This is a genomic window from Vibrio sp. QJM3NY_26 (assembly GCF_057786005.1).
Genome location: NZ_CM173516.1, coordinates 658,677 through 678,076 on the forward strand (window position 1 = coordinate 658,677; position 19,400 = coordinate 678,076).

14 protein-coding genes are annotated in these 19,400 nt (G+C 44.3%); 5 read left to right on the forward strand and 9 right to left on the reverse strand.

Features of this window, described 5'->3' with window-relative positions; translation table 11 throughout:
- Window positions 1-24: 24 nt before the first annotated feature.
- The 4 genes from AC3CH4_RS18230 to AC3CH4_RS18245 all read right to left on the reverse strand — a co-directional run bounded on the left by AC3CH4_RS18230 (window position 25) and on the right by AC3CH4_RS18245 (window position 6,505).
- A complete protein-coding gene (locus tag AC3CH4_RS18230; protein ID WP_488544216.1) occupies window positions 25-1,695 on the reverse strand; it encodes a flagellar assembly protein A in 1,671 nt (556 codons plus the stop codon).
- A gap of 419 nt (window positions 1,696-2,114) precedes the next feature.
- Complete coding sequence (locus tag AC3CH4_RS18235; protein WP_488544217.1) at window positions 2,115-4,214, reverse strand: tRNA(Met) cytidine acetyltransferase TmcA domain-containing protein; 2,100 nt, start codon at window positions 4,212-4,214, stop codon at window positions 2,115-2,117.
- Between the two features lie 93 nt (window positions 4,215-4,307).
- Window positions 4,308-5,282: a ParB/RepB/Spo0J family partition protein gene (locus tag AC3CH4_RS18240; protein ID WP_488544218.1), complete on the reverse strand. Its 975-nt coding sequence runs from the start codon at window positions 5,280-5,282 to the stop codon at window positions 4,308-4,310.
- 5 nt (window positions 5,283-5,287) lie between these two features.
- Window positions 5,288-6,505: a ParA family protein gene (locus AC3CH4_RS18245; protein ID WP_004732566.1), complete on the reverse strand. Its 1,218-nt coding sequence runs from the start codon at window positions 6,503-6,505 to the stop codon at window positions 5,288-5,290.
- A gap of 1,260 nt (window positions 6,506-7,765) precedes the next feature.
- Here AC3CH4_RS18245 and AC3CH4_RS18250 point away from each other — a divergent pair.
- Window positions 7,766-9,745, forward strand: a complete 1,980-nt coding sequence (locus AC3CH4_RS18250; RefSeq protein WP_004732568.1) for a replication initiator protein RctB domain-containing protein — start codon at window positions 7,766-7,768, stop codon at window positions 9,743-9,745.
- Between the two features lie 445 nt (window positions 9,746-10,190).
- On the opposite strand, the gene AC3CH4_RS18255 is transcribed toward AC3CH4_RS18250, so the two are convergent.
- Genes AC3CH4_RS18255 through AC3CH4_RS18265 form a run of 3 tightly spaced genes read right to left on the reverse strand, consistent with a single transcriptional unit; the run spans window position 10,191 to window position 12,436 of the window.
- Window positions 10,191-10,673: a hypothetical protein gene (locus AC3CH4_RS18255; protein ID WP_054546038.1), complete on the reverse strand. Its 483-nt coding sequence runs from the start codon at window positions 10,671-10,673 to the stop codon at window positions 10,191-10,193.
- The gene (locus tag AC3CH4_RS18260) at window positions 10,670-11,602 is read right to left on the reverse strand and encodes an ATP-binding cassette domain-containing protein (RefSeq protein WP_054546039.1); all 933 of its coding nucleotides are present in this window, start codon (window positions 11,600-11,602) and stop codon (window positions 10,670-10,672) included. The genes AC3CH4_RS18255 and AC3CH4_RS18260 overlap by 4 nt, the downstream gene beginning before the upstream one ends.
- A gap of 9 nt (window positions 11,603-11,611) precedes the next feature.
- The gene (locus AC3CH4_RS18265) at window positions 11,612-12,436 is read right to left on the reverse strand and encodes an ABC transporter ATP-binding protein (RefSeq protein ID WP_054546040.1); all 825 of its coding nucleotides are present in this window, start codon (window positions 12,434-12,436) and stop codon (window positions 11,612-11,614) included.
- Window positions 12,437-12,798: 362 nt separating this feature from the next.
- Between AC3CH4_RS18265 and AC3CH4_RS18270 the strand changes: the two genes are divergently transcribed.
- Together AC3CH4_RS18270 and ybiA are read left to right on the forward strand one after the other, a co-directional pair.
- Window positions 12,799-12,993, forward strand: coding sequence for a PA3496 family putative envelope integrity protein (locus AC3CH4_RS18270; protein WP_004732575.1), 195 nt, complete (start codon window positions 12,799-12,801; stop codon window positions 12,991-12,993).
- Window positions 12,994-13,183: 190 nt separating this feature from the next.
- On the forward strand, window positions 13,184-13,744 hold the full coding sequence (ybiA, locus tag AC3CH4_RS18275; RefSeq protein WP_488544219.1) for a riboflavin biosynthesis intermediates N-glycosidase: 561 nt from the start codon (window positions 13,184-13,186) through the stop codon (window positions 13,742-13,744).
- Window positions 13,745-13,926: 182 nt separating this feature from the next.
- Here ybiA and AC3CH4_RS18280 read toward each other — a convergent pair whose 3' ends face one another.
- Window positions 13,927-14,685, reverse strand: coding sequence for a substrate-binding periplasmic protein (locus AC3CH4_RS18280; protein WP_146455227.1), 759 nt, complete (start codon window positions 14,683-14,685; stop codon window positions 13,927-13,929).
- An 88-nt stretch (window positions 14,686-14,773) separates the two neighbouring features.
- Between AC3CH4_RS18280 and AC3CH4_RS18285 the strand changes: the two genes are divergently transcribed.
- Window positions 14,774-17,203 (forward strand): response regulator, encoded by a 2,430-nt coding sequence (locus AC3CH4_RS18285; RefSeq protein ID WP_146455229.1) that lies wholly within the window; start codon window positions 14,774-14,776, stop codon window positions 17,201-17,203.
- Window positions 17,204-17,321: 118 nt separating this feature from the next.
- Here AC3CH4_RS18285 and AC3CH4_RS18290 read toward each other — a convergent pair whose 3' ends face one another.
- Window positions 17,322-18,050 (reverse strand): UTRA domain-containing protein, encoded by a 729-nt coding sequence (locus tag AC3CH4_RS18290; RefSeq protein ID WP_065206523.1) that lies wholly within the window; start codon window positions 18,048-18,050, stop codon window positions 17,322-17,324.
- A gap of 211 nt (window positions 18,051-18,261) precedes the next feature.
- On the opposite strand from AC3CH4_RS18290, the gene AC3CH4_RS18295 reads away from it, so the two are divergent.
- A complete protein-coding gene (locus AC3CH4_RS18295) occupies window positions 18,262-19,344 on the forward strand; it encodes an ABC transporter substrate-binding protein (RefSeq protein WP_488544220.1) in 1,083 nt (360 codons plus the stop codon).
- Window positions 19,345-19,400 lie beyond the last annotated feature (56 nt).

Genomic DNA, 19,400 nt, shown 5'->3' on the forward strand with positions numbered 1-19,400 from the left:
TCGGTCAATTTCAAAGTATCTCAATTACAACGAGATATCTTCTTGCTCCATTTTGAATGAACATTGAATCTCGTATTGGTTGAACGAGAAAACGCTGCCGCCATGGGTTCGCTTGGTGGTAACTGTCTCATCACAAAATTGAATCGTCACTCGCGTATACACCTTTTCATGCGCCTCAACTGTGCACTCGGCAAGGTTGGTTTCAAACTCAGCTTCAAGCGTATCCAACTGTGATTTAGTATTTTCGATCGCAAGATTATTTTTTTCTCTTTGCTGCTCAATTTCTAGTGCTTGCTCTTCGCTTCGTTCCGCTTTTGGTCGCTTCTTAAATTCGAGCTCTTGGCGAATCACATCCATGGTCTGCTCTTGAGCGTATTTATAAGTTTCTTTCAGCTCGGCTATCTTTTGTCGGTAACCATCGTAACGTGCAAATCCGTGTACCTTGGTTGCGGTATCGCCTTCTACGCCTAAAAAGACACACTCCACTTTCCCACCGACTCTAGCTTCGCCGCCACTGAGCGTACCGTGCTTCTTCAAACTGTCCATCACGATAAGGTTGTTACCACAACGAATATCATTACTCATGCTGTGCACACCCAGTCGAAGGTCGGTGGCGGTTTGGAGTTCTGCGTTCTGCGCGTAGCTTGCTGTGATAGAACCTTTGCTAAACACCTTGCAGCTTTTCGGCTCACCCTCTTTAGTCGTATGACCGATAATCCCCTTCGCGACTTTTATGTCACCCTGTGCTTGGACTTCTGCCGATTCAATAAAGCCACCAACCGTGACACTTCCTGTCGCTTTAACGATCATTCCCGGTTCAATGTTCCCAGAGACAAAGACGTTGCCTTTGAATTTAACGTGTCCGGTTGATACATCTACGTTGCTAACACACAAGGCGTCATCTACTTCAATAGTTCTATCTTTGATTATGGGTAATCCAGGAAATGAAGCGAGTAATAAATTGGGGTCGTCAGGGGAGATGTAGGTGCCCTTTCCAGGCTTAATTAAACTGTCTTGTCCAGGAAGCGGTGGGATAATTCGACCTTGGACTGTAAAGCCAGCGATGCCTTTGGTCGCGGGAGTACGCTTCATCAAGTGATCATTTTGACCAACAGTAATGGTTTGCCCCAAGTCTCGCATATCAATCTTGCCTTCGTCTTTACTGCGAGGCTTCAAGACTTGGCGAGTAATGTCTTCAACCAAGGCGGCAAACTTAGCATCTTTGCCCTTTACTGGCTGCGTCCCTTTCGCGACGGGTTGAGTAAACTTTTCACCGGGTTTAAGCTTGTTACTCATCATCAGCACTTTTCTGAGCGCTAACTTATTAATTCCCTTTGTTATGTGGGCTTGGGCTAAACAATGAATGATGTCGCTCCCGCGCAGTGCGTGTCCATGATGTGGTCCCGTCACCACCAGACTCGCCAGCATCTCGTCATCAGACAGTTCGACAGCAACGCTTGCGTTACGAACTTCGGCAATCAAGACTCCTTCGTAAGCTTCCCCTTTACCTTCTTTGGCAAGAGTGACGAAGCGCAACACCTCTTCTTCAAAAAGAAAATAGTTTGATGCGTCCAAAGCTTCCAAGGTTGGTGGCAACGTCGTGTTATCAAAGCTTGCTTCAACCACAAACCCCGACGGCAGACATGCCACCACTTGTTGCTTGTCTTCTGACAATGTAACAATGTTATCCCACATTCGAATTGAGTATCCCTAATGACTCAGTTGTTATTCAGTCTATATAATTCGTTCTGCGCTGAGTATCACATTATTAGAATAATCAGCGTCACATCACTTACTTTCGATTCTGCAAACATGACTCATAAATAAGACTTACACATTTTATGATCTACTTCGCCTTTACAAATACATAGGGAAATTTTTCAGAATATTTCGTGTGATTGAATGTCGATTCGATATTAGAGCGAGATAGTAAAGGCGAATAGCTTTAGAAGACTAAAGGCTGTTGTGGAGAGGTGGAACAGAAGTGATGAAGCTGATAATCAGGGTAAAAACGGATTTCAATATGGAGCTTCAGTTTACAGTGTAAATCCAATATTCTAATTTACACTGTAAATCTAATTTGTAACGGTCAGTCTATTTAAATGATGGCTTGTCTATTTACACTGTAAATTTGCTAGCAAAACATCGACGTCTTTACGAAACTGAATTTCTGCTTGTTTGCGACCAACAAGATTAAACTGTTCAACACAAGTCCCCCACTCTTTCTGCTGAACGACCTTTGCGATGAGTAAGTCAGAAATACCTATGTTTCGATCGTTACCAAGTAGAATCAAGTTCAGTACGCTGAAGCTAATCGCATCGTAACTGTTGCCACCGTTCACGTAATTTCTAACTAACTGAGTTTCAAACTCGCTAACGGTATCGACACTCTTTGGCAGCAGTACGCGCACCATTTCGGTTTCAAGTGAAACCAAAGAACCTGAAACAAGAAAGCAGTAGCTACGCTCGAAGTGACTTAGAGCTTGGTTAATCCAGCTTTGGGAGTTTGAGGTAAGCGCCTTAACCATCAATACCGAGTGGCAGCCACTTGCCTGATCCCGCTGGTGGCCAATATGGACAGGTACAAAATCGTTATCGCGCCAGAATGAAATCAACTCACCAGTCGCACCGAAGCTTGTCGCCAGATAATCCGCTTGGCTGGTTTGCTCTGATAACTTAGCCAACATCCAACCACCAATGCCCAAACCTTGATGACGAGTTGAAACTGCAATGCGCATCACTCGAAGGCAGCGGCTGGTCGCCGCTTCTGTGCAGCCAAGTTGGTTCGCCAGTAACACAGGAGCAAGGTGTCCTTGAGGCCTGCGTTTTCCAATTTGAATCTGAGCAATCAAATCTTTATCTAAACCACCCTCTTCAGTGACCAACATACAACCTAAACATTCATCTTGCTGCCAGGCTGCGTACAAGTGGATTGCTGGATTGTTAAGGAACTGCATTAAGTCACTGGGCGACGTCTGATAATGAGCATCCACAAGAAGAGAAAAACATCGTTGTAACTTGTGTGGATTAGCCAAACAATCTGCTTTTGATAGTTCAACTAAATTTAATTGGTTGATTGTCTGAACAGAAAAGTTATCTAACTCATGAATCGCCGAGTCACTTAGCGACGCGTCGTTACCAAGCAGGAAGCAGTCAAACAACCAAGCTTCTAGTGGATCGTTGTTATTCCAACGAATAGGTTGTTCGAGCTTAAAGCCCTTCCAACCAGGGCGGTGTACCGAAAGCCAAGATTCAAACTTAATCCCAAACCCTCGTCCACTGCCCTCGTAACCGTGTACCGTGGTTGAAAAAACCATACGATGATAAATGCCGACCATGGACTTGAGCATAGGGATTGGAATAGCAGCCGCTTCATCAACCAATAGCAGGTCGCAATCAGGCTTAGATTGAAGTAGTTCATCCGGTGCGACGAATCTTAAACTTCCCCCTTGATGGCGAATGTGTGTAGCGTTAACCACTTCGATGACTTCGAGTCGCTGTATTGCATGGGAAAATACAGGCTCGATTGCTTTCACTGAAGGCGCAGTCACAATAATATCTAATCCATGACGTTCACCCAGAAGCTGTGCTGCGGCAATCCCCAACGTCGAGCTTTTACCGCGGCCTCTATCTGCGGTGAGAATCAAAGGACGTTTGCGATGCCCAGACAACACCTTTTTGACCAACTCAACTGCCACGTTTTGCTGTTCAAATCTATCCAATCCGATTTCAGCGTTTTGTTTTGGGGGGAATGCGTTACTCGCTTGAGTAACATCGCCAGCTTCATTAGTTTGCGAAACAGAAATAAGTTTATCGAAATGCCCCTTTAACCAACGTTGGCCAAAGCCAGAACTCCCACCCTCTTCAGCTTCATTGACGTTTGGCGGCAACACCAACAACAAACCGCCACCCACTAACGACCCCAGTGCTGCACTGAAACCATTCGCGTCAAACTGCTCTCTAAAATCACAAACAAGAATCTGGCATTCACGCCCCAGAAGTTTCTGCCCCTTCTTGACCGGTGCATGCGTCACATCGTCGAATGGGACACCGCCAATCTGAAAAATGGATTTAACGTTCTTATCTTGAAGGAAAGTTGAAATAGCCGTGTTTTGCCAGTCGACATCGCCGTTAAAAACCACGCCGTAACGGTGATCATTATGTTGAGCAACATCAGAAAGTGTATGCAGAAAAGTGTTGGTTGGGTTTGTCATAGTTAGCGTCCAGATTCATCTAGACACAGTTTATCACAGCCAAATAAAAAGCCGCATAATGCGGCTTTAGAGTCGTAATGGAAAGTCGTCGACTTAGTCGAGCTTCGATTGAACGAAGGCTAAAATATCTTCCATTGTCGCATCATCCACTTTCTTAAGGTTCAACGCTAAGTTTGAACCCTTACGGCTGTATGAAGCGCGGCCTTTAATAAGCTCAACTTTTGGAGAAGCTTTCTTCGCTGGCGCTGGCGCCAATTCAAGAATCCAACCTTCCAAAGTTTCAGTAACGTCTTTAGTTAAACGCGTAACACCTTGTGCTTCGCTACGCTGCCATACAAAACCTTCAGAAGCATCGCACTTAGTCAGTAATATTTGCTGCTGTTCGCCAGTCAGGCCACCGAATTGTTTGTGTAGCTTAACAATGGTTGGTCGACCAAGATCGCTCACATTTGGGTAAGCTTGTAGCAGTTCAAGAGGCAAAGCCGCCGCTTTCAACGCGCCACTCACCAAAGCTTCACTGCACTGGAACATTTTCGCTAGTGCTTTCTGGTCTTCAGCTTCGCCTTTATCTAGCTTCGCTTGCATCTCTTTACCCTTCTCATACAGAGAAAGCGGTTTATGAGCGTTAGCAACATCAGATAGGAACTTAGCGTGTTCGCCGTTGATGTTTTCAGCAACATAGATAAGGAACTCTTTGTCAGCCAAAATACACGACATACGACGACGGCTACCATCAAGAACTTCAATCTTACCGTCTTTGTTTTTACGACCAACCGCTGGGTATTGCTGGCCACGTTCTTTCAATGTTGTAAGAACATCAGAAAGCGCGTGCTCGTTTAAGAAAGATTGCTCACGAGCATTTTCTTCGAAAACAACCGTTTGAGTTGCTACGTCAGCCGCCGGGATTCGAACTAGTTCAAATGAAACCAATTCTTCGCCTGCAACAGAAAGCTCGATCACTTGAGCCTGCTCTTTAGCCGCTGTTTGAGCTTCTTGTGGCGTAGCTACGCGACGTTTGTTTGCTTTACCAAATAGCTTTGCATTTAAGTCAGATGTTTTAATCGCCATTCTTGTTATCCCTGATTAAGTGAAGGCCAGTTGCTATGTAATACACGCTCTAATTCTAGAGCACTTTTTTGTACTGCGTCTTGAGCGACAGCCAGAGTTTTCTTACCACCCTCAAAGTCGCTCACCGTTAGATCGAAAACCGTGCTGTAAGTATCTGCACAGGTTTCAAAAGCGCGGCTTCTTGGAATAGTGGCCATCATTACTTGGTCATTCAACAGGTAGTTCATCTCAGTTAATACTGATACCTGCTTCTTGTTGTCGTCTTCAAACATGGTTGGCATTAGACGAACAAATTCGAGCCCTTTCCAGTCGTCCGGGAACATCTCGTACACGGTTGGTAAGTGCTGGAAGAAGTTAACCGTTGAAGCCCAATCCAAACGCTTGGCAGCACATGGAATCAGAAGAGCGTTCGATGCGTACATTGCGTTCCACACTAGAGGGTCTACGTGCGGGCCGGTATCAATCATAATCACATCAAAATCATCAGCAATTTTGTCGATAAGCTTCTCTTTTAAAAGACGAACAATATCAAGTGACTGATCTTGAGATAGGCTTTGCCACGCTTCAGCGTTAAACATCGCGTCTTCTGGGAACGCAGAGATCGTCTTTAGATTCGGATACTGTGTTGGTAAAAGTACGTTCTTACGCAAGAATTCAAGGTCAACATCTTGGCCTTCTGGCACGTTGTCCAACATGATATCAACAGCAGAATAGATACTGTCGTGCTCTGCACCACTAATTTGTGGGTTTAAGAACAGACGCAAAGAACCTTGTGGATCCAAGTCAATCAAGCAGATACGGTAACGCTTATCTAAGTTCAAAGACAGACAAGCCGCTAGGTGAACCGCTGTCATTGATTTACCCGTACCGCCCTTTTGGTTCTGTACGTTAATAACCCATGGCTTATTGTCTACATGCTGCTTACGTTGGTGGAACTTCGGCACTTCAGCTGCGTCCATCAGCATGTGAGCTTCAGTCAATGAAATCGAGTAATGATTGGCGTTGTTCTTTGTAAACTGATGACCATCCGCTTCAAGCTTGTTGATAGCCTCATCCAATTTACGACGAGTTAAGCCTGAACGCGTCTCCATCATAGCTTTAGACATTGGAGGGAAATGTTCATCACTTCGCTCTTCCAGAATAATCTCAATTCGGTCAGCCTGAACTTGTTGAGTTTGTTCGGCCAGCTGATAGAGCTTATCAATCGTTTGTTCTCTTTTCATTGCCAGTTTCCGTAATGATTAACTAAGTACAAATTGTACAGCGATTAACAACAAACACAACAAAAACATGAACATACATTTATGAGTAAAATCACATAAAATAGACTGTATTTTTACAGTTTGATGAAACAACGGCTAATACGAACACAAAAATGACCTTTTTTGTCATGTATAACCGTTCTATTTCATCCTTACATTTAAAATGTTACAGCATCACTTATTTACAATGTAAATAGAATTTCAGAGAAAAATCTTCGGAACGATTGAAACACAAGCATAGATTACGGTTGGTGTGATTTGCATTCGAAATTGATAGATTTTCAACCAACAAAGAGTAAACCCTAAAAAATCGCTTAGTTAATAGAAAATAAAGCGAAGAAGAGATGTCACTAAACAAAAGAGAATTGAGCCTCAACCGGAAGAATGATCATGGGATACATAACTCGTAAGAAAATTGATAAGTCCATATTGTGAAGCATGATCAAGGTGTAAACTCATCAATATTGATCCGTATGAATGCCCGTTCGAAATGATCAACCTCCGGAAAAATGATCAAGTAAATATCGTTCCGGAAGCATATAGATTTAGAGCTAACTTACGGACAAATGCTTTTGCAATGGGGATTCAAGCTCTATAAGGCCTGATTGGTTAGAAATTCAATCGACACAGAATGGAAATGCAGAAACATGACAATTTCATGATCATGCTTCCTGATTTATTGTGTTGCGAGCTAAAAGTGCCCAACCACTGACGCTGTGACCAATATCGACCAATTTTTAAACATAAAAGGGGAGGAACGATATAAAAGCCCCATTACTTGATCATTGTTCCGATGAATTGGCTGTCAAAAATATCCACATAGGTGACTTAGAAGCCGCTTAATACAACTTGATCAATTACGGACTGTGGATAAGCTGTATAAGCATAATGATCATGCTTTCGAACCGATAATGATCATGCTTACAATGACTTAATGATCATCGTTCTGAAGTTCTGTGATCATGCTTTCTTTAATTTAATGATCATCGTTTCGGGTTCTTTATGATCATGCTTTCCAATTGGATTTTTTTAAACACTTATAATTCATATACTTAAAAGCAAATTCAAAGCCAGATCATTAGATCACTTAATCATTTAAGATCATATTAATCAAAAAGATCAGTTATTTAAAAGCCAATAAATTCTCTTTATTTATGATCATTCTTTCTTTATCATTCAGGAACTATAGTGAAATTACGGTTAGTGTGATACGGATCAAAAATGAAACCAGAAGAGAAATTGTTAATTAAGGCACGAAGCCACAAAGATGGTCATTTATTTGAGGTATCTGAAACAGCCGTTGAATGGATAGAACAATATCAACACTTCAAAGGGGTCACCAAAAGCATCGTTGAGCTTCTTAACCTAATTTCACTACGTGGGTTTAGCAGTAAAGATGGATACGTCTCCACCACCGAGATCATTGAATCAACTGATGGTCAAGTGACTCGCGCCGCCTTGCAACAAAGGCTGAGAGCCGCTGTAAGTATTGGTCTGTTCAAACAAATCCCAGTTCGTTTTGAAGAAGGCCTTGCGGGTAAAACCATGTTGCATCGCTTTGTGAACCCAAACCAATTGATATCGGTTCTGGGTGCTACCAGTTTAGTGACAGAAAGCGTCAAACAAAATGAAAAGCAGAAGCGTTCTAAAGCGCTAGCTCAAACCAAAGTAAACAAGCGCTTACTGAATGAACACGGACTGAATACGCCACCGACGATGAAAGACGAAGCGGATCAATTCATTGTTTCTCCAACCAATTGGGCGGGGATTATTGATCAAGCGTTGGCGCCACCTAGAACCCGTAAGAGCTACCAGAAATCTATGGTTTCGATCTCTGGCACTCGAGCGGTGATCGAGACACGATCTTCTAAAAACATCATGACGGTTGACGATCTGATGACGCTGTTCGCGTTATTCACGCTTACTGTCCAATATCATGATCACCACCAAGATGATTATCATCTCGACGCGAAACACACACCGAACAAAACACCACTCTACATCACGGATATTTTGTCTTTGCGTGGCAAGAAAGACAGCGGTCCTGCACGCGATTCGATCCGTGACAGTATTGACCGTATCGAATTTACCGATTTCCAACTGCACGAGCTCACGGGCCGTTGGCTTAGCGAGAACATGCCAGAAGGCTTCAAGAGTGATCGTTTCCGATTCTTAGCTAGAACCATTACGGCATCGGAAGAAGCGCCTACAGAGGGCTCTGATGGCGAAATTCGCATTAAACCGAACCTGTATATCCTTGTCTGGGAACCTTCGTTCTACGAAGAGCTCCTGACGCGTGATTATTTCTTCCTATTTCCGCCAGAAATCCTGAAACAACATACCTTGGTCTTCCAAATGTATTCGTACTTTAGAAGCCGTATGGCACGTCGCCACTCAGATTGTATGTTGCTGAGCGAGCTGAACCAGAAGTTGGCTCGTAATATCGATTGGCGTCGCTTCTCGATGGATTTGATCCGCGAACTAAGAAAATTGGGTGAAGTAGGGGATCAAGAAGATACTTTCCTAGTGAATCTTTGGGGTTATCACTTGACGATCACGGCGTTGATCGAAAAAGGCAAAACCACCGATTATCAGGTTGATATCAAATGTAATGTTGAAGAGGTGTTGCGTTATTCAAGAGCGCGTACCACCAACGCTGGTAAGCGTAATATGGCCCCAACGCTACCGAACCCGCTGCGTAATGAGATGGTGTCTAAGCAGAAGCTGGAAGAGCTGTCTGAGATTATCGATGGTGAGTTTGAGCCAATTCAACGTAAAGCTCCTTCGCCAAGAGGCAAATTGGGACGTCGAGTTAAGCAGCGTAAACATTCTGTTGAGATCAACGCTGATGAGATCATGATTACTCTCTCTAAATATACCTCCACAGAGGCTCTAGAACGCAGTATAACGGCTTTATCTGCTATGACCGGGCATTCACATGCCTCAATCAAAGAAGAGTGCTCAGAGCTCATTGAGAAGCTTGATTGGTTGAGAGTAGGGGAGGATGTTATCCCATACGAAACACTGAGTCGCTTAATTGAGCTGTACAACGACCGTGACAGCACCAGCAATCGACACCTGTCCATTGAACGTTTGATTTCTGGTTTGGCTGTACGTCGTAAAGTGTGTAAACAAGTTCACGAAGGCCATTTGGACGAGAATGTGTTTCTAGCGCTCGATGAAATGGCGATTGGCCATTAATCACGAGGGCGTGTTGATCTTTCGACCTAATTTTTGCAGTAGAAATACCCAGTAGCAAGAAGCCGCTATTTACGGTCGATGAATGGATAGTTTGAACACATTAGGTGCTGATTAAAACCGCACCTAACGCTGACAAAGTTCTGACAATGTAACGCATCCAGTTGATTATTATTTATTCCGAATAGACAACCTTTGTCCTTTCTTATGATTAATAGATTGGCTCATATTTTGTTACATCATACTGAATAGATTTTTGCGAGTTCCTAAGGGACTCGCTTTTTTTTGCCTGAAATTCGCATAATTATTAAAATTCAATAGCTTACGTATTATTCCTTACTGCTAATCCTGAAGCATGATCAAGGTTAGATCGTGCTTTTTACGGATCCTATTTGTGAAAGGATTCTGCTTTGGTGTTTGATCGATCAGGGTTAAACCGTGGAGTGGATCAGTGGCGTTGACGTAGAGCTGCACCTTGATCATCGTTCTGGTGTTGGCTTGCCATAAAACGCACATGCGATTCGATCAGTTTTTCTGATTCTTCCTTCCAGCGCGGTTCTTGTTGTTGGTTAGCAAACTCCAAAGCCAGCACACATAAGTGTTGTACCCGCTTGGTACACCACTCTTGTAGGCCGGGTTCCGCTTTTGGGTCACAAGACACCGCCTGAAGCTTACCGTAAGCAAACATCAGGTATTGATAGGCCTTTTCTTGATGGTGCGGGTTTTCGATTGAGTTTCGATAGAAAGTAAAGATTCTCAGGCACCCATCCAACCAACACGCGATGCCTTTGCTTTGTTCATCCGTGATCAAAGGCCCCCAGAGTGCATCTGGAGGCGTTAAGATCAAAGGTTCTAACCGGTCCACTTGATCATGCTTTCGGTCTTTGTACCAATCTCCGATCCGCTCTAACCAAGTGTCTAGTTCATTCATGCAACGTTATCCCACTGTTTTACAAAGTGATTATCAGCAACTTGCTCGATTTCATGCTGTATTTCACAGCTCTGCTCTCGAATTCGGTCTGCGTTTATTGAATAGTTTGGCTCATTTTTGACGAGTTCGCCAAATGGCAGATCGGGATCGGGAACGGCAGAGATCAACAGTTTAGTGTACGGATGTTGTGGATTGGTTAAGATCGACTGGGTTGATCCCCATTCAACGATCTGCCCTTTGTACATTACCGCCGTCTCTTCTGCGATGTAATGTGCCGTAGCAAGATCGTGAGTTATGTACAAAAAACCAATCCCCAACTCTTTCTTCATTTTTTGCATTAGGTTTAACACGCCAAGGCGAATCGAGACATCCAACATCGAGGTCGGTTCATCGGCGAGGATAACCTCGGCCCCAACCGCAAGCGCTCTTGCCAGGTTAACCCTCTGTCTTTGGCCTCCACTGAGCTCGTGTGGGTATTTGGCGAGAGTTTCTATGGGTAACTCCACCAGCGTTAATAACTCCTTGAGGCGCTCTGTGAGAGCCTGTTTCGTGGCAACTTGCTTATGGATTTTAAGCGGGCGCGTTAAGTGGTGCTCAATGGTGTGAGTTGGATTAAGTGAGCCAAATGGGTCTTGAAATATCATTTGTACGCGGCTGCGGTAATCCAAGATATCTTTACGGCTTTTTAGGGTAGAGATGTCTCTGCCATTGAACAGTATCTCTCCCTCTGTCGGTGCGTAAACCTTGGTCATCAATCGGGCGCAGGTGCTTTTCCCGCAGCCTGATTCTCCAACCAGCGCCAATGTTTTACCGGCATGCAAATCAAAACTCACCCCATGTAGTGCTCTAAAGATTGCTTCTTTGCCAAATCCACCGCCGACGGTGAACTCTTTAACGAGGTTTTTCACTTGAAAAATAGGTTGTGACATGGAGCTCTCCTAGCACGTAGTCGCGTGCGCATGTTCGTGAATGTTAGGGAAAGAACTCCATAGCTTTTGGGTATAGGAGTGCTGAGGGTTGTTACGAATCTCATAGGCTTGGTTGATTTCAACGATCTGGCCGTGGCGCATGATGGCAATGCGGTCACATAGCTGGCTCATTAGTGCGAGGTCGTGGGTGATGAACAGTATCGAAAACCCAAACTCTTCTCTGAGTTGGTGTATTTGCTGCAGAATTTCGCGTTGTACAACCACATCAAGCGCCGTTGTCGGCTCGTCCATGATGATCAGCTTCGGGTTAAGGGCGAGAGCAATGGCAATCACCAAACGCTGACGCATGCCGCCACTGAACTGATGCGGATATTCGGTGAGGCGGTTACGAGGAATGTTTACAAGGTCGAGGAGCTTCTCTGCACGATCTTTAGCTTGTTCGTTGGTCATTCCTTTGTGATGACGTAAAACATCAGCGAACTGCTCTTCAATGGTCAGTACAGGATTGAGTGAGTTCATCGCACTTTGGAAAACCATGGCGATTTCGCTCCAGCGCAAGGTGTTCAAGTGGTCGTCAGATAAACCGAGCAGATCTTGCCCGTCGAACAGTATCTTCCCTCCAGAGATGAAAGCAGGCGGTTTGTGTAAACGGTTAATGGCAAACGCGATGGTACTTTTTCCGCACCCTGATTCGCCAGCCAAACCAAAAATCTCGCCTTGGCCTATGCTAAAGCTTACGGATTTTACGGCATTAAAATCGCCGTCATCGGTGATGTAATCGACACATAGATTCTTCACTTCGAGAAGTGGTTTATCTGGATTTTCCCTAGACATGATAAATACTCAGTTATGGTATTGATAACTATTATCATTATAATGAAGTGAATTTAGTGAAAGCGATGAGCACAAAAAGAATGAAGTGCCTCGAAATTTATCTTGGGTTATTTCACGAAGTTTCAGTGAGAAACAAGAAATGAGAACGGGGAAAATGAGAGGTGGATCAAACCACATTTCTTATGGGGAATCTTGTAAATGTAATTGCAGAAAATGGCTTTGGCAAAGTTTAAATGAGGCATTTATTAATTAGCTTTGTGAAGCGTCGGAATCATCACATTTCAGTACAGAATGTCTTAACAAGTGAAATAGCATTTGCTACAGATTACCTGTCCATTACATGGTGCTTTTCGGAGGAAAACATGTCCATTAATTCTATCAACCATGATGAAATGACAAATATTGCAAACAAGTGGGATGCTGAAGAAGAAGTATCTTTCAAACCAGAAAAGAAAATGAAGTCCGCTGAAGCTCGTCGTCGTATTGAAGCTCTAAGAGAAATTAGAGAAAGCGGTTTTAGTCTGGAAGAAGCGAGGGAACTAGGTCTTATTCACTAAGGACCCCTATTGCATTTAAGAGGGTGGCGCACCGCCACCCTTTGATTTATATGACTTTTTAAAAGGGCTGTGAGTTTTTTATAAGTAAACCATGCTCCTTGTCTCCCACCATTTAACTCCATTGTCCTGCCTTTACATTGCTTGTTCCCGACTAAAAACATGCTCATGGCATACTCTTGAACTAAGTTGTTTGACAGCAATATGCAACGCCACTAATTTTAAAGTTAAAGCAAAAATATGCGATGTCGTTGGTAAGGAGAAGGCTATGTCTAATTCTGTGGCTAAAGCCAAAGAAGTGCTGTTTTATGAACCTGAAGATCCAAACGGATACCTGTCAAATTTTGCAGCTTGTCCCATCAAGGTTAACGATCAAGTTTGGGCAACCAGCGAACATTATTATCAAGCGATGAAATTTGCTTCTGAAGCGTTACGCAATACTATTTTGGAAGCCAGTACCCCTGCTGAAGCGTTCTCTTTAAGTCGTGATTATGAAGACCAAGTTCGAGAAGACTGGTATGACATTCGTGTTGAAGTGATGCAGTTCATTGTGACTGAGAAGTTCAGACAGAACCCCCAGCTTGCGCTGTTTCTGACTAACACCGGAGATTCGGTGATCAAAGAGCATTCTCATAAAGACCATTTTTGGGGCGATGGTGGTGATGGAACTGGTGAGAACCGCTTAGGTGAAATTTTGATGGCGGTGCGACAACAGCTTCGTAATCAACAACTGTATTTGATTGCTTCGCACTAACCTATCGAGTACAAGTTCAAAGATAGTTTCCCTAAACGTTAAACTTTAAAGGCCGCTCTGCAATTTAGTATTAAGCTAGACTAAGCAGAGCGGCCTTTTCGTTGCAAGTCGAGCTAAGGTGACTGAGAGTAGAAAAGTGCTCTACAACGTCAACTAGGCGCTATTACAGATAAATAAAGGATCTATAAGTACCCTTGCACGATGTCATCGAGCTGACCATCGTCTTTCATTTGGTCGAGACGTTGGTTGATGAAGCTTTGCAGCTTAGGATCCATCTCAGGGTCAAACGCCAAATGGATAGGGTAGTTATTGATCACTGAACCAAAATCTTGCATCTGGTAATCATCAATACTTAACTTCTGCTCGTTTAGGTTGTATTTGATTCTCGATTCCATCTCAACAAAAACGGTATCGCCCGGAGTTCGGTTTAATACACGAAAAGCCGCGCTGTAATCTTTAACTCGAATCTCGTTGAGCTTACCTTGTTTGATGTAAGGCTCTAGGTTTGGATATTCAAACCCCACCAGCAAGACCACCGCTTTTCCGTTTAAATCGTCGATAGTATTGAACTCAAATGGTTCCTTGCCACTGCTGAGTAACACGTGTTTTACATTGTAAATCGGATCTTTAGACAGGTTTACAGATTGGATATTTCCCCAACTAGGACTGCCGTAGGTTACCCAGTTTGGATTCTCTCTCGCGTCGAGCTTGTCAATCATGCGGTTGAAAGGGTAGGTGTGGTAATCGATCTCGTATTGGCTGTCATCAAATACGGCCTCAACAATATCCGAAACCATTCCTCTGTGAGATGACCCGTCAGTTTCGATCTGAAAAGGTTGCGCTTGGCTCGCAATAATGTAGTAGTGAACAGGTTCGCTTGCAAAAGCATAACTGCTTGAAAACAAACTGACTATGGATGCAAATATAAGATGTTTTTTCATAACCTTCCCTAGTTATTTGATGAATGACTACTATTATACTAGTTGAGTAATTGTAGTTTGCTAGGATAACAATAATGGTAATTTGTGTATGGTGACAAAAGGAAAACGCTATATTGGACTCTCCCGACAGTTGATCGGGACTATAATAGCAATCAGCACCTTATTCACAGTTATAGTGACAGGTCTAGGGTTGTATGTGGAGTACCAAAGTCGAGTTTCTTTTATCAGTTCTCAGATCGAACAGGTTAAGGCTGGCTATCTTTCGGGTTTAACGTCCAGTTTGTGGGTTGAAGATCGAGAGCAACTGTTTGTGCAAGCCGAAGGTATCTCCCGCTTACCCTCGGTTAGTTACCTTCTTATCGAAAGTCCCGATGAAAAAATTCTAGAATTAGGTCAAAAGACCTCAGGTCAGTCTTATTCCCAGTCTTGGGAAATGGTGCACCAGATGGGGGGGACAGATTTCCCATTAGCGACGCTCACGGTGCAATCTGATTTGAGCATGATCCTCAACGACTTTGAAGAACGAGTTTTACTATTGCTCGCCTTCGAAGCCGTTAAAATCTTCTTATTGTCTCTGGTTTGCTTAACGATCGTCTATCGCCTCGTGGTCAAACGCTTAATGACTATGTCTTCCCAGATCAACCAGCAACAGGTTGAAGACAACAAACCACGCTTCATAACGCCAACCGATTCTACTTATAGAGACGAGATCTCGACACTAGAGAGTAGCTATAACCAGTCTGTTGAACGTATTCGTCAACAATACCAAGAACTGGAAAAAGCCAAAGATGTCGCTGAGGTTGCCAACCGCAACAAAAGTGAATTTCTTGCCAACATGAGCCACGAGATCCGCACCCCGATGAATGGGATTATCGGACTGTCGTCTCTACTCTCTGAAATGGATATGCCGAAAGAGCAAAAAGAGTATGTCGATATGCTCAATACCTCTTCGCTTACTCTCCTTGATCTAATTAACGACATTCTCGACTACTCGAAGATAGAAGCGGGTCGTTTAGAACTGCAACAAGAACCAATGAAGATGATGGGTATTGCTGCCGATGTTGAATCGACGTTTAGAGTTAAAGCCGAGCAGAAAGGGCTCAGGTTCCAACTGGCGATTGATCCTAAGATCCCAACTATGGTGATTGGCGATGGCACCCAGCTAAGACAAGTGCTTAATAACCTAGTCGGCAACGCCATCAAATTTACCGAGCATGGTCATGTCACACTCTCACTTCGCTTGGAAGAAGTCATAGAGCCAGACCAAAAGCTCAGAGTGAAATTTGAGGTAACTGACAGTGGTATTGGTATTGCTGAAGACAAGCAACAATCGGTGTTCGATAAGTTTCAACAAGCCGACGGCAGCACCACCCGTATTTACGGAGGCACCGGGCTTGGTCTGACGATATGCGATAAGATCGTGACCTTAATGGGCAGCAAGCTTGAGCTAACCAGTGTCGTAGGTAAGGGGAGTACATTCTACTTTACCGCTGACTTTGACCCGAGCTTGGACGTTGACGAAAGCAATATCGATTTTAATAAAGTTTCGGTGCTTCTGGTTGATGATAGTCAGCTGAATATGCGTATTACCTCAACACAGCTTCAATCATTCGGCGTTAAGTCAGAGTGTTGTGAAACCGCGACCCAAGCGTTAGAGCTTGTTTCGGAGTCTGTGGCGAAGTCATTGCCTTATGATCTGGTGCTGATTGATAAAGTGATGCCGTCTATTGATGGATTCCAGTTAGCAAGAAGCTTGATTGAGCGTTTTGACAAAGCGTGTCCTAAGCTGGTGATGATCTCTGCAGACCCACGAAAACAAGATGAAGCGCGCGCTAAACAAGTGGGTTTTGTTGCCTACATAGCTCGTCCATATCAAGACAACCAACTTAAATGGACGTTGAGTGAAGTTCTCGCGAGAGCAGCGGATACCTCAAACTTTACTTATCCAAACAGAGGTGAGGTCGCGTTCAAAGACAATGAACCAGTACCATTAACCAAACCAACGGGTTCTGTTGAAGCTACATCAACGGCTTCTGTCACTACCACACAAACAGACAAACAAGCTCCAATCAAAGAAGAGCCAAAACCAGTGGCCGCTTCGTTTAGTGGCAAAGTATTGGTCGTTGAAGACTCGCGAGTGAACCAACAAGTCGCCAAGATGATGCTCAAGAAGCTTGGGTTTGAGGTTGATATTGCCGATAACGGGGAAATTGGTGTCGAGAAGTTTAAGGCCAATGACTATGTGATGATCTTTATGGATTGCCAGATGCCGGTTCTCGACGGTTTCGAAGCGACTAAACAGATCCGAGCGCTCGAAGAGGGTTCTTCAAAACACATTCCAATCGTTGCTCTGACGGCCAACGTCGTGCAGCGAGACAAGCATTTGTGCTTCGATGTAGGCATGGATGAGTTTTTACCAAAACCGGTTAATCAAGGGAAACTGAGAGAGATCGTTGCCAGTTTTTTATCTAAGGAAAGCGATTCGACCAAAGAAGAAGATGAGCAAAAGATTGTTTAGTTAGTGCCTCATCAAACGCAACCGTTGAAAATAAAAACTCCGACTGAATCAGTCGGAGTTTTTGTATGTGCTCGCTTTTTCTTCCTAAGCCTAAACCTAGGCAAATAATCATGTGACGCTAACCAATGCTATCAATATGAATGACCACAGAGTCTGGGCGCCAGTACTCCAACTCGCAATCCATTAATTCACCGTCCTGTTTGTAGTTCACTCGGCAGATCTTCAAAACGGGCTGGCCCTCTGCCAAATTCAGCGCCTTGGCGACATGCGCAGGGGCAGAAGTGGGAATCACATCAAAGCGCGAGCGTTGGGTCTCGTAGCCATACTTTTCTCGGTAGATACCTGTCAGTGACATAGTGAGGTTTTCCGACAGTACTTTTTCAAACAACGGCGCTTTTAAGACGTTTTCAACAAACAGCACCGCTCTGCCATCAATAAATCGTAATCGCTCAATCACATGTATCGGGGTTATCTGCTCTATCTCTAATGCCTTGGCGTAATCGCCTGCCGCCATCTCTGTACGGGTACTCAGCAGTTGTGTTTCAGCAATACGATGCTGTTCGCGAATCATTTGATGAAAGTGAGAGCGTGACAGCGGGTTGTAGCGGATACGTTCGGGTGACACATACCAGCCACGACGCTCTTCTCGGTATATCAAACCTTCGGTTTCCAGAGACACCAACGCATCTTTGAGCGTGATTCGCGTGGTGGAAAACAGTTCGCTAAGGTTTCTTTCTGATGGCAGTTTTTGCCCTTCAATGAAGATACCTGATTGAAGCTGCTCTCGAATACTCGCCTTAATTCTTCCTAACTGTGTCCCTGACTGCCCGGTGCCCAATGTTCTCATTACTGATCTAGTCCATAAGTTCGTGTGCTTAATAAGGTAAACCATGGAGTTAACAGGAATGTGACAGTAAACAAGGGCTTATTGTCATATGAGTGAAATATAACTGCCACGTAAATGCACTCGAACTGTCAAATAAGTTGCGCGAAAGCGTCACACTCCGGCGATAGCATACAAAACGAACTTACTGACCTAGTCCAGAGGGATAGAGACAATGAAAACTTTGCTTAGCCGTTCAACTGTATCGCCAGCTAAACTGATTGGCGCAACGCTAATAACGGCAACACTTTCAATGCCAGCGATGGCGAAGGATGCTGATCTTGAGTCACTGATTGAAGCCGCTCAAAAAGAGGGTGCGGTTTACAGTGTGGGCATGCCAGACAGTTGGGCAAACTGGAAAGGCACATGGACTGATCTGAAAGCAAACTACGGTTTGAAGCATCAGGATACAGACATGAGCTCGGCACAAGAGATCTCGAAATTTGAAGCAGAGAAAAGAAACGCAACCGCAGATATCGGTGACGTTGGTTTCGCCTTTGCACGTGTCGCTGTGCAGAAAGACGTAACGCAGCCATACAAGCCAACGACTTGGGATGACATTCCAGATTGGGCGAAAGACAAAGATGGTCACTGGGCTCTGGCTTACACCGGTACTATTTCGTTCATTTCAAACAACAACCTTGTTGAAGATGCACCAAAATCTTGGAGTGACCTACTAGAAGGTGACTACAAAGTCACAGTCGGTGATGTAGGCGTAGCCGCGCAAGCAAACAACGCAATTCTAGCGGCTGCATTTGCTAATGGCGGTGATGAATCAAACCTAAAACCTGCGATTAAATTCTTTGGTGAACTAGCGAAGCAAGGCCGCCTGTCTTACACCGACCCAAGCATCGCGAACCTTGAAAAAGGCGAAGTGGAAGTGGCAATCATGTGGGACTTCAACGCACTGAACTACCGCGACAAGATCGACCGTGAGCGCTTTACAGTCAGCATTCCACAAGATGGCTCAGTGATTTCTGGTTACACCACCATCATTAACAAATACGCACAAAACCCAAACGCGGCGAAGTTGGCTCGTGAATACATCTTCAGCGACCAAGGCCAAATCAACCTAGCAGAAGGTTACGCACGTCCAATCCGTAGCAACGTTACGCTGCCTAGATCAGTGCAAGACAAGCTGATCTCGAACGAGCAATACAGCAACGTTCACCCAGTGACTGATTTCTCAGCATGGGGAAAATCAGCACGTCGCTTGCCACGTCAATGGCAAGAAAGCGTATTGATTCACCAGCAATAACCCCGCTTAACACGCCACCTGTAATGGGTGGCTTATAGTAACAAGCAATAGAGAAT

What these genes read in the sequence shown, in the direction of transcription:
- AC3CH4_RS18240 (WP_488544218.1), bottom strand. Translation starts at nt 5,282, where the DNA reads ATGGCGATTAAAACATCTGACTTAAATGCAAAGCTATTTGGTAAAGCA.
- AC3CH4_RS18285 (WP_146455229.1), top strand. Translation starts at nt 14,774, where the DNA reads ATGGTGACAAAAGGAAAACGCTATATTGGACTCTCCCGACAGTTGATC.
- AC3CH4_RS18235 (WP_488544217.1), bottom strand. Translation starts at nt 4,214, where the DNA reads ATGACAAACCCAACCAACACTTTTCTGCATACACTTTCTGATGTTGCT.
- AC3CH4_RS18250 (WP_004732568.1), top strand. Translation starts at nt 7,766, where the DNA reads ATGAAACCAGAAGAGAAATTGTTAATTAAGGCACGAAGCCACAAAGAT.
- AC3CH4_RS18290 (WP_065206523.1), bottom strand. Translation starts at nt 18,050, where the DNA reads ATGAGAACATTGGGCACCGGGCAGTCAGGGACACAGTTAGGAAGAATT.
- AC3CH4_RS18295 (WP_488544220.1), top strand. Translation starts at nt 18,262, where the DNA reads ATGAAAACTTTGCTTAGCCGTTCAACTGTATCGCCAGCTAAACTGATT.
- AC3CH4_RS18270 (WP_004732575.1), top strand. Translation starts at nt 12,799, where the DNA reads ATGTCCATTAATTCTATCAACCATGATGAAATGACAAATATTGCAAAC.
- AC3CH4_RS18245 (WP_004732566.1), bottom strand. Translation starts at nt 6,505, where the DNA reads ATGAAAAGAGAACAAACGATTGATAAGCTCTATCAGCTGGCCGAACAA.
- AC3CH4_RS18280 (WP_146455227.1), bottom strand. Translation starts at nt 14,685, where the DNA reads ATGAAAAAACATCTTATATTTGCATCCATAGTCAGTTTGTTTTCAAGC.
- AC3CH4_RS18260 (WP_054546039.1), bottom strand. Translation starts at nt 11,602, where the DNA reads ATGTCACAACCTATTTTTCAAGTGAAAAACCTCGTTAAAGAGTTCACC.
- AC3CH4_RS18255 (WP_054546038.1), bottom strand. Translation starts at nt 10,673, where the DNA reads ATGAATGAACTAGACACTTGGTTAGAGCGGATCGGAGATTGGTACAAA.
- AC3CH4_RS18265 (WP_054546040.1), bottom strand. Translation starts at nt 12,436, where the DNA reads ATGTCTAGGGAAAATCCAGATAAACCACTTCTCGAAGTGAAGAATCTA.
- AC3CH4_RS18230 (WP_488544216.1), bottom strand. Translation starts at nt 1,695, where the DNA reads ATGTGGGATAACATTGTTACATTGTCAGAAGACAAGCAACAAGTGGTG.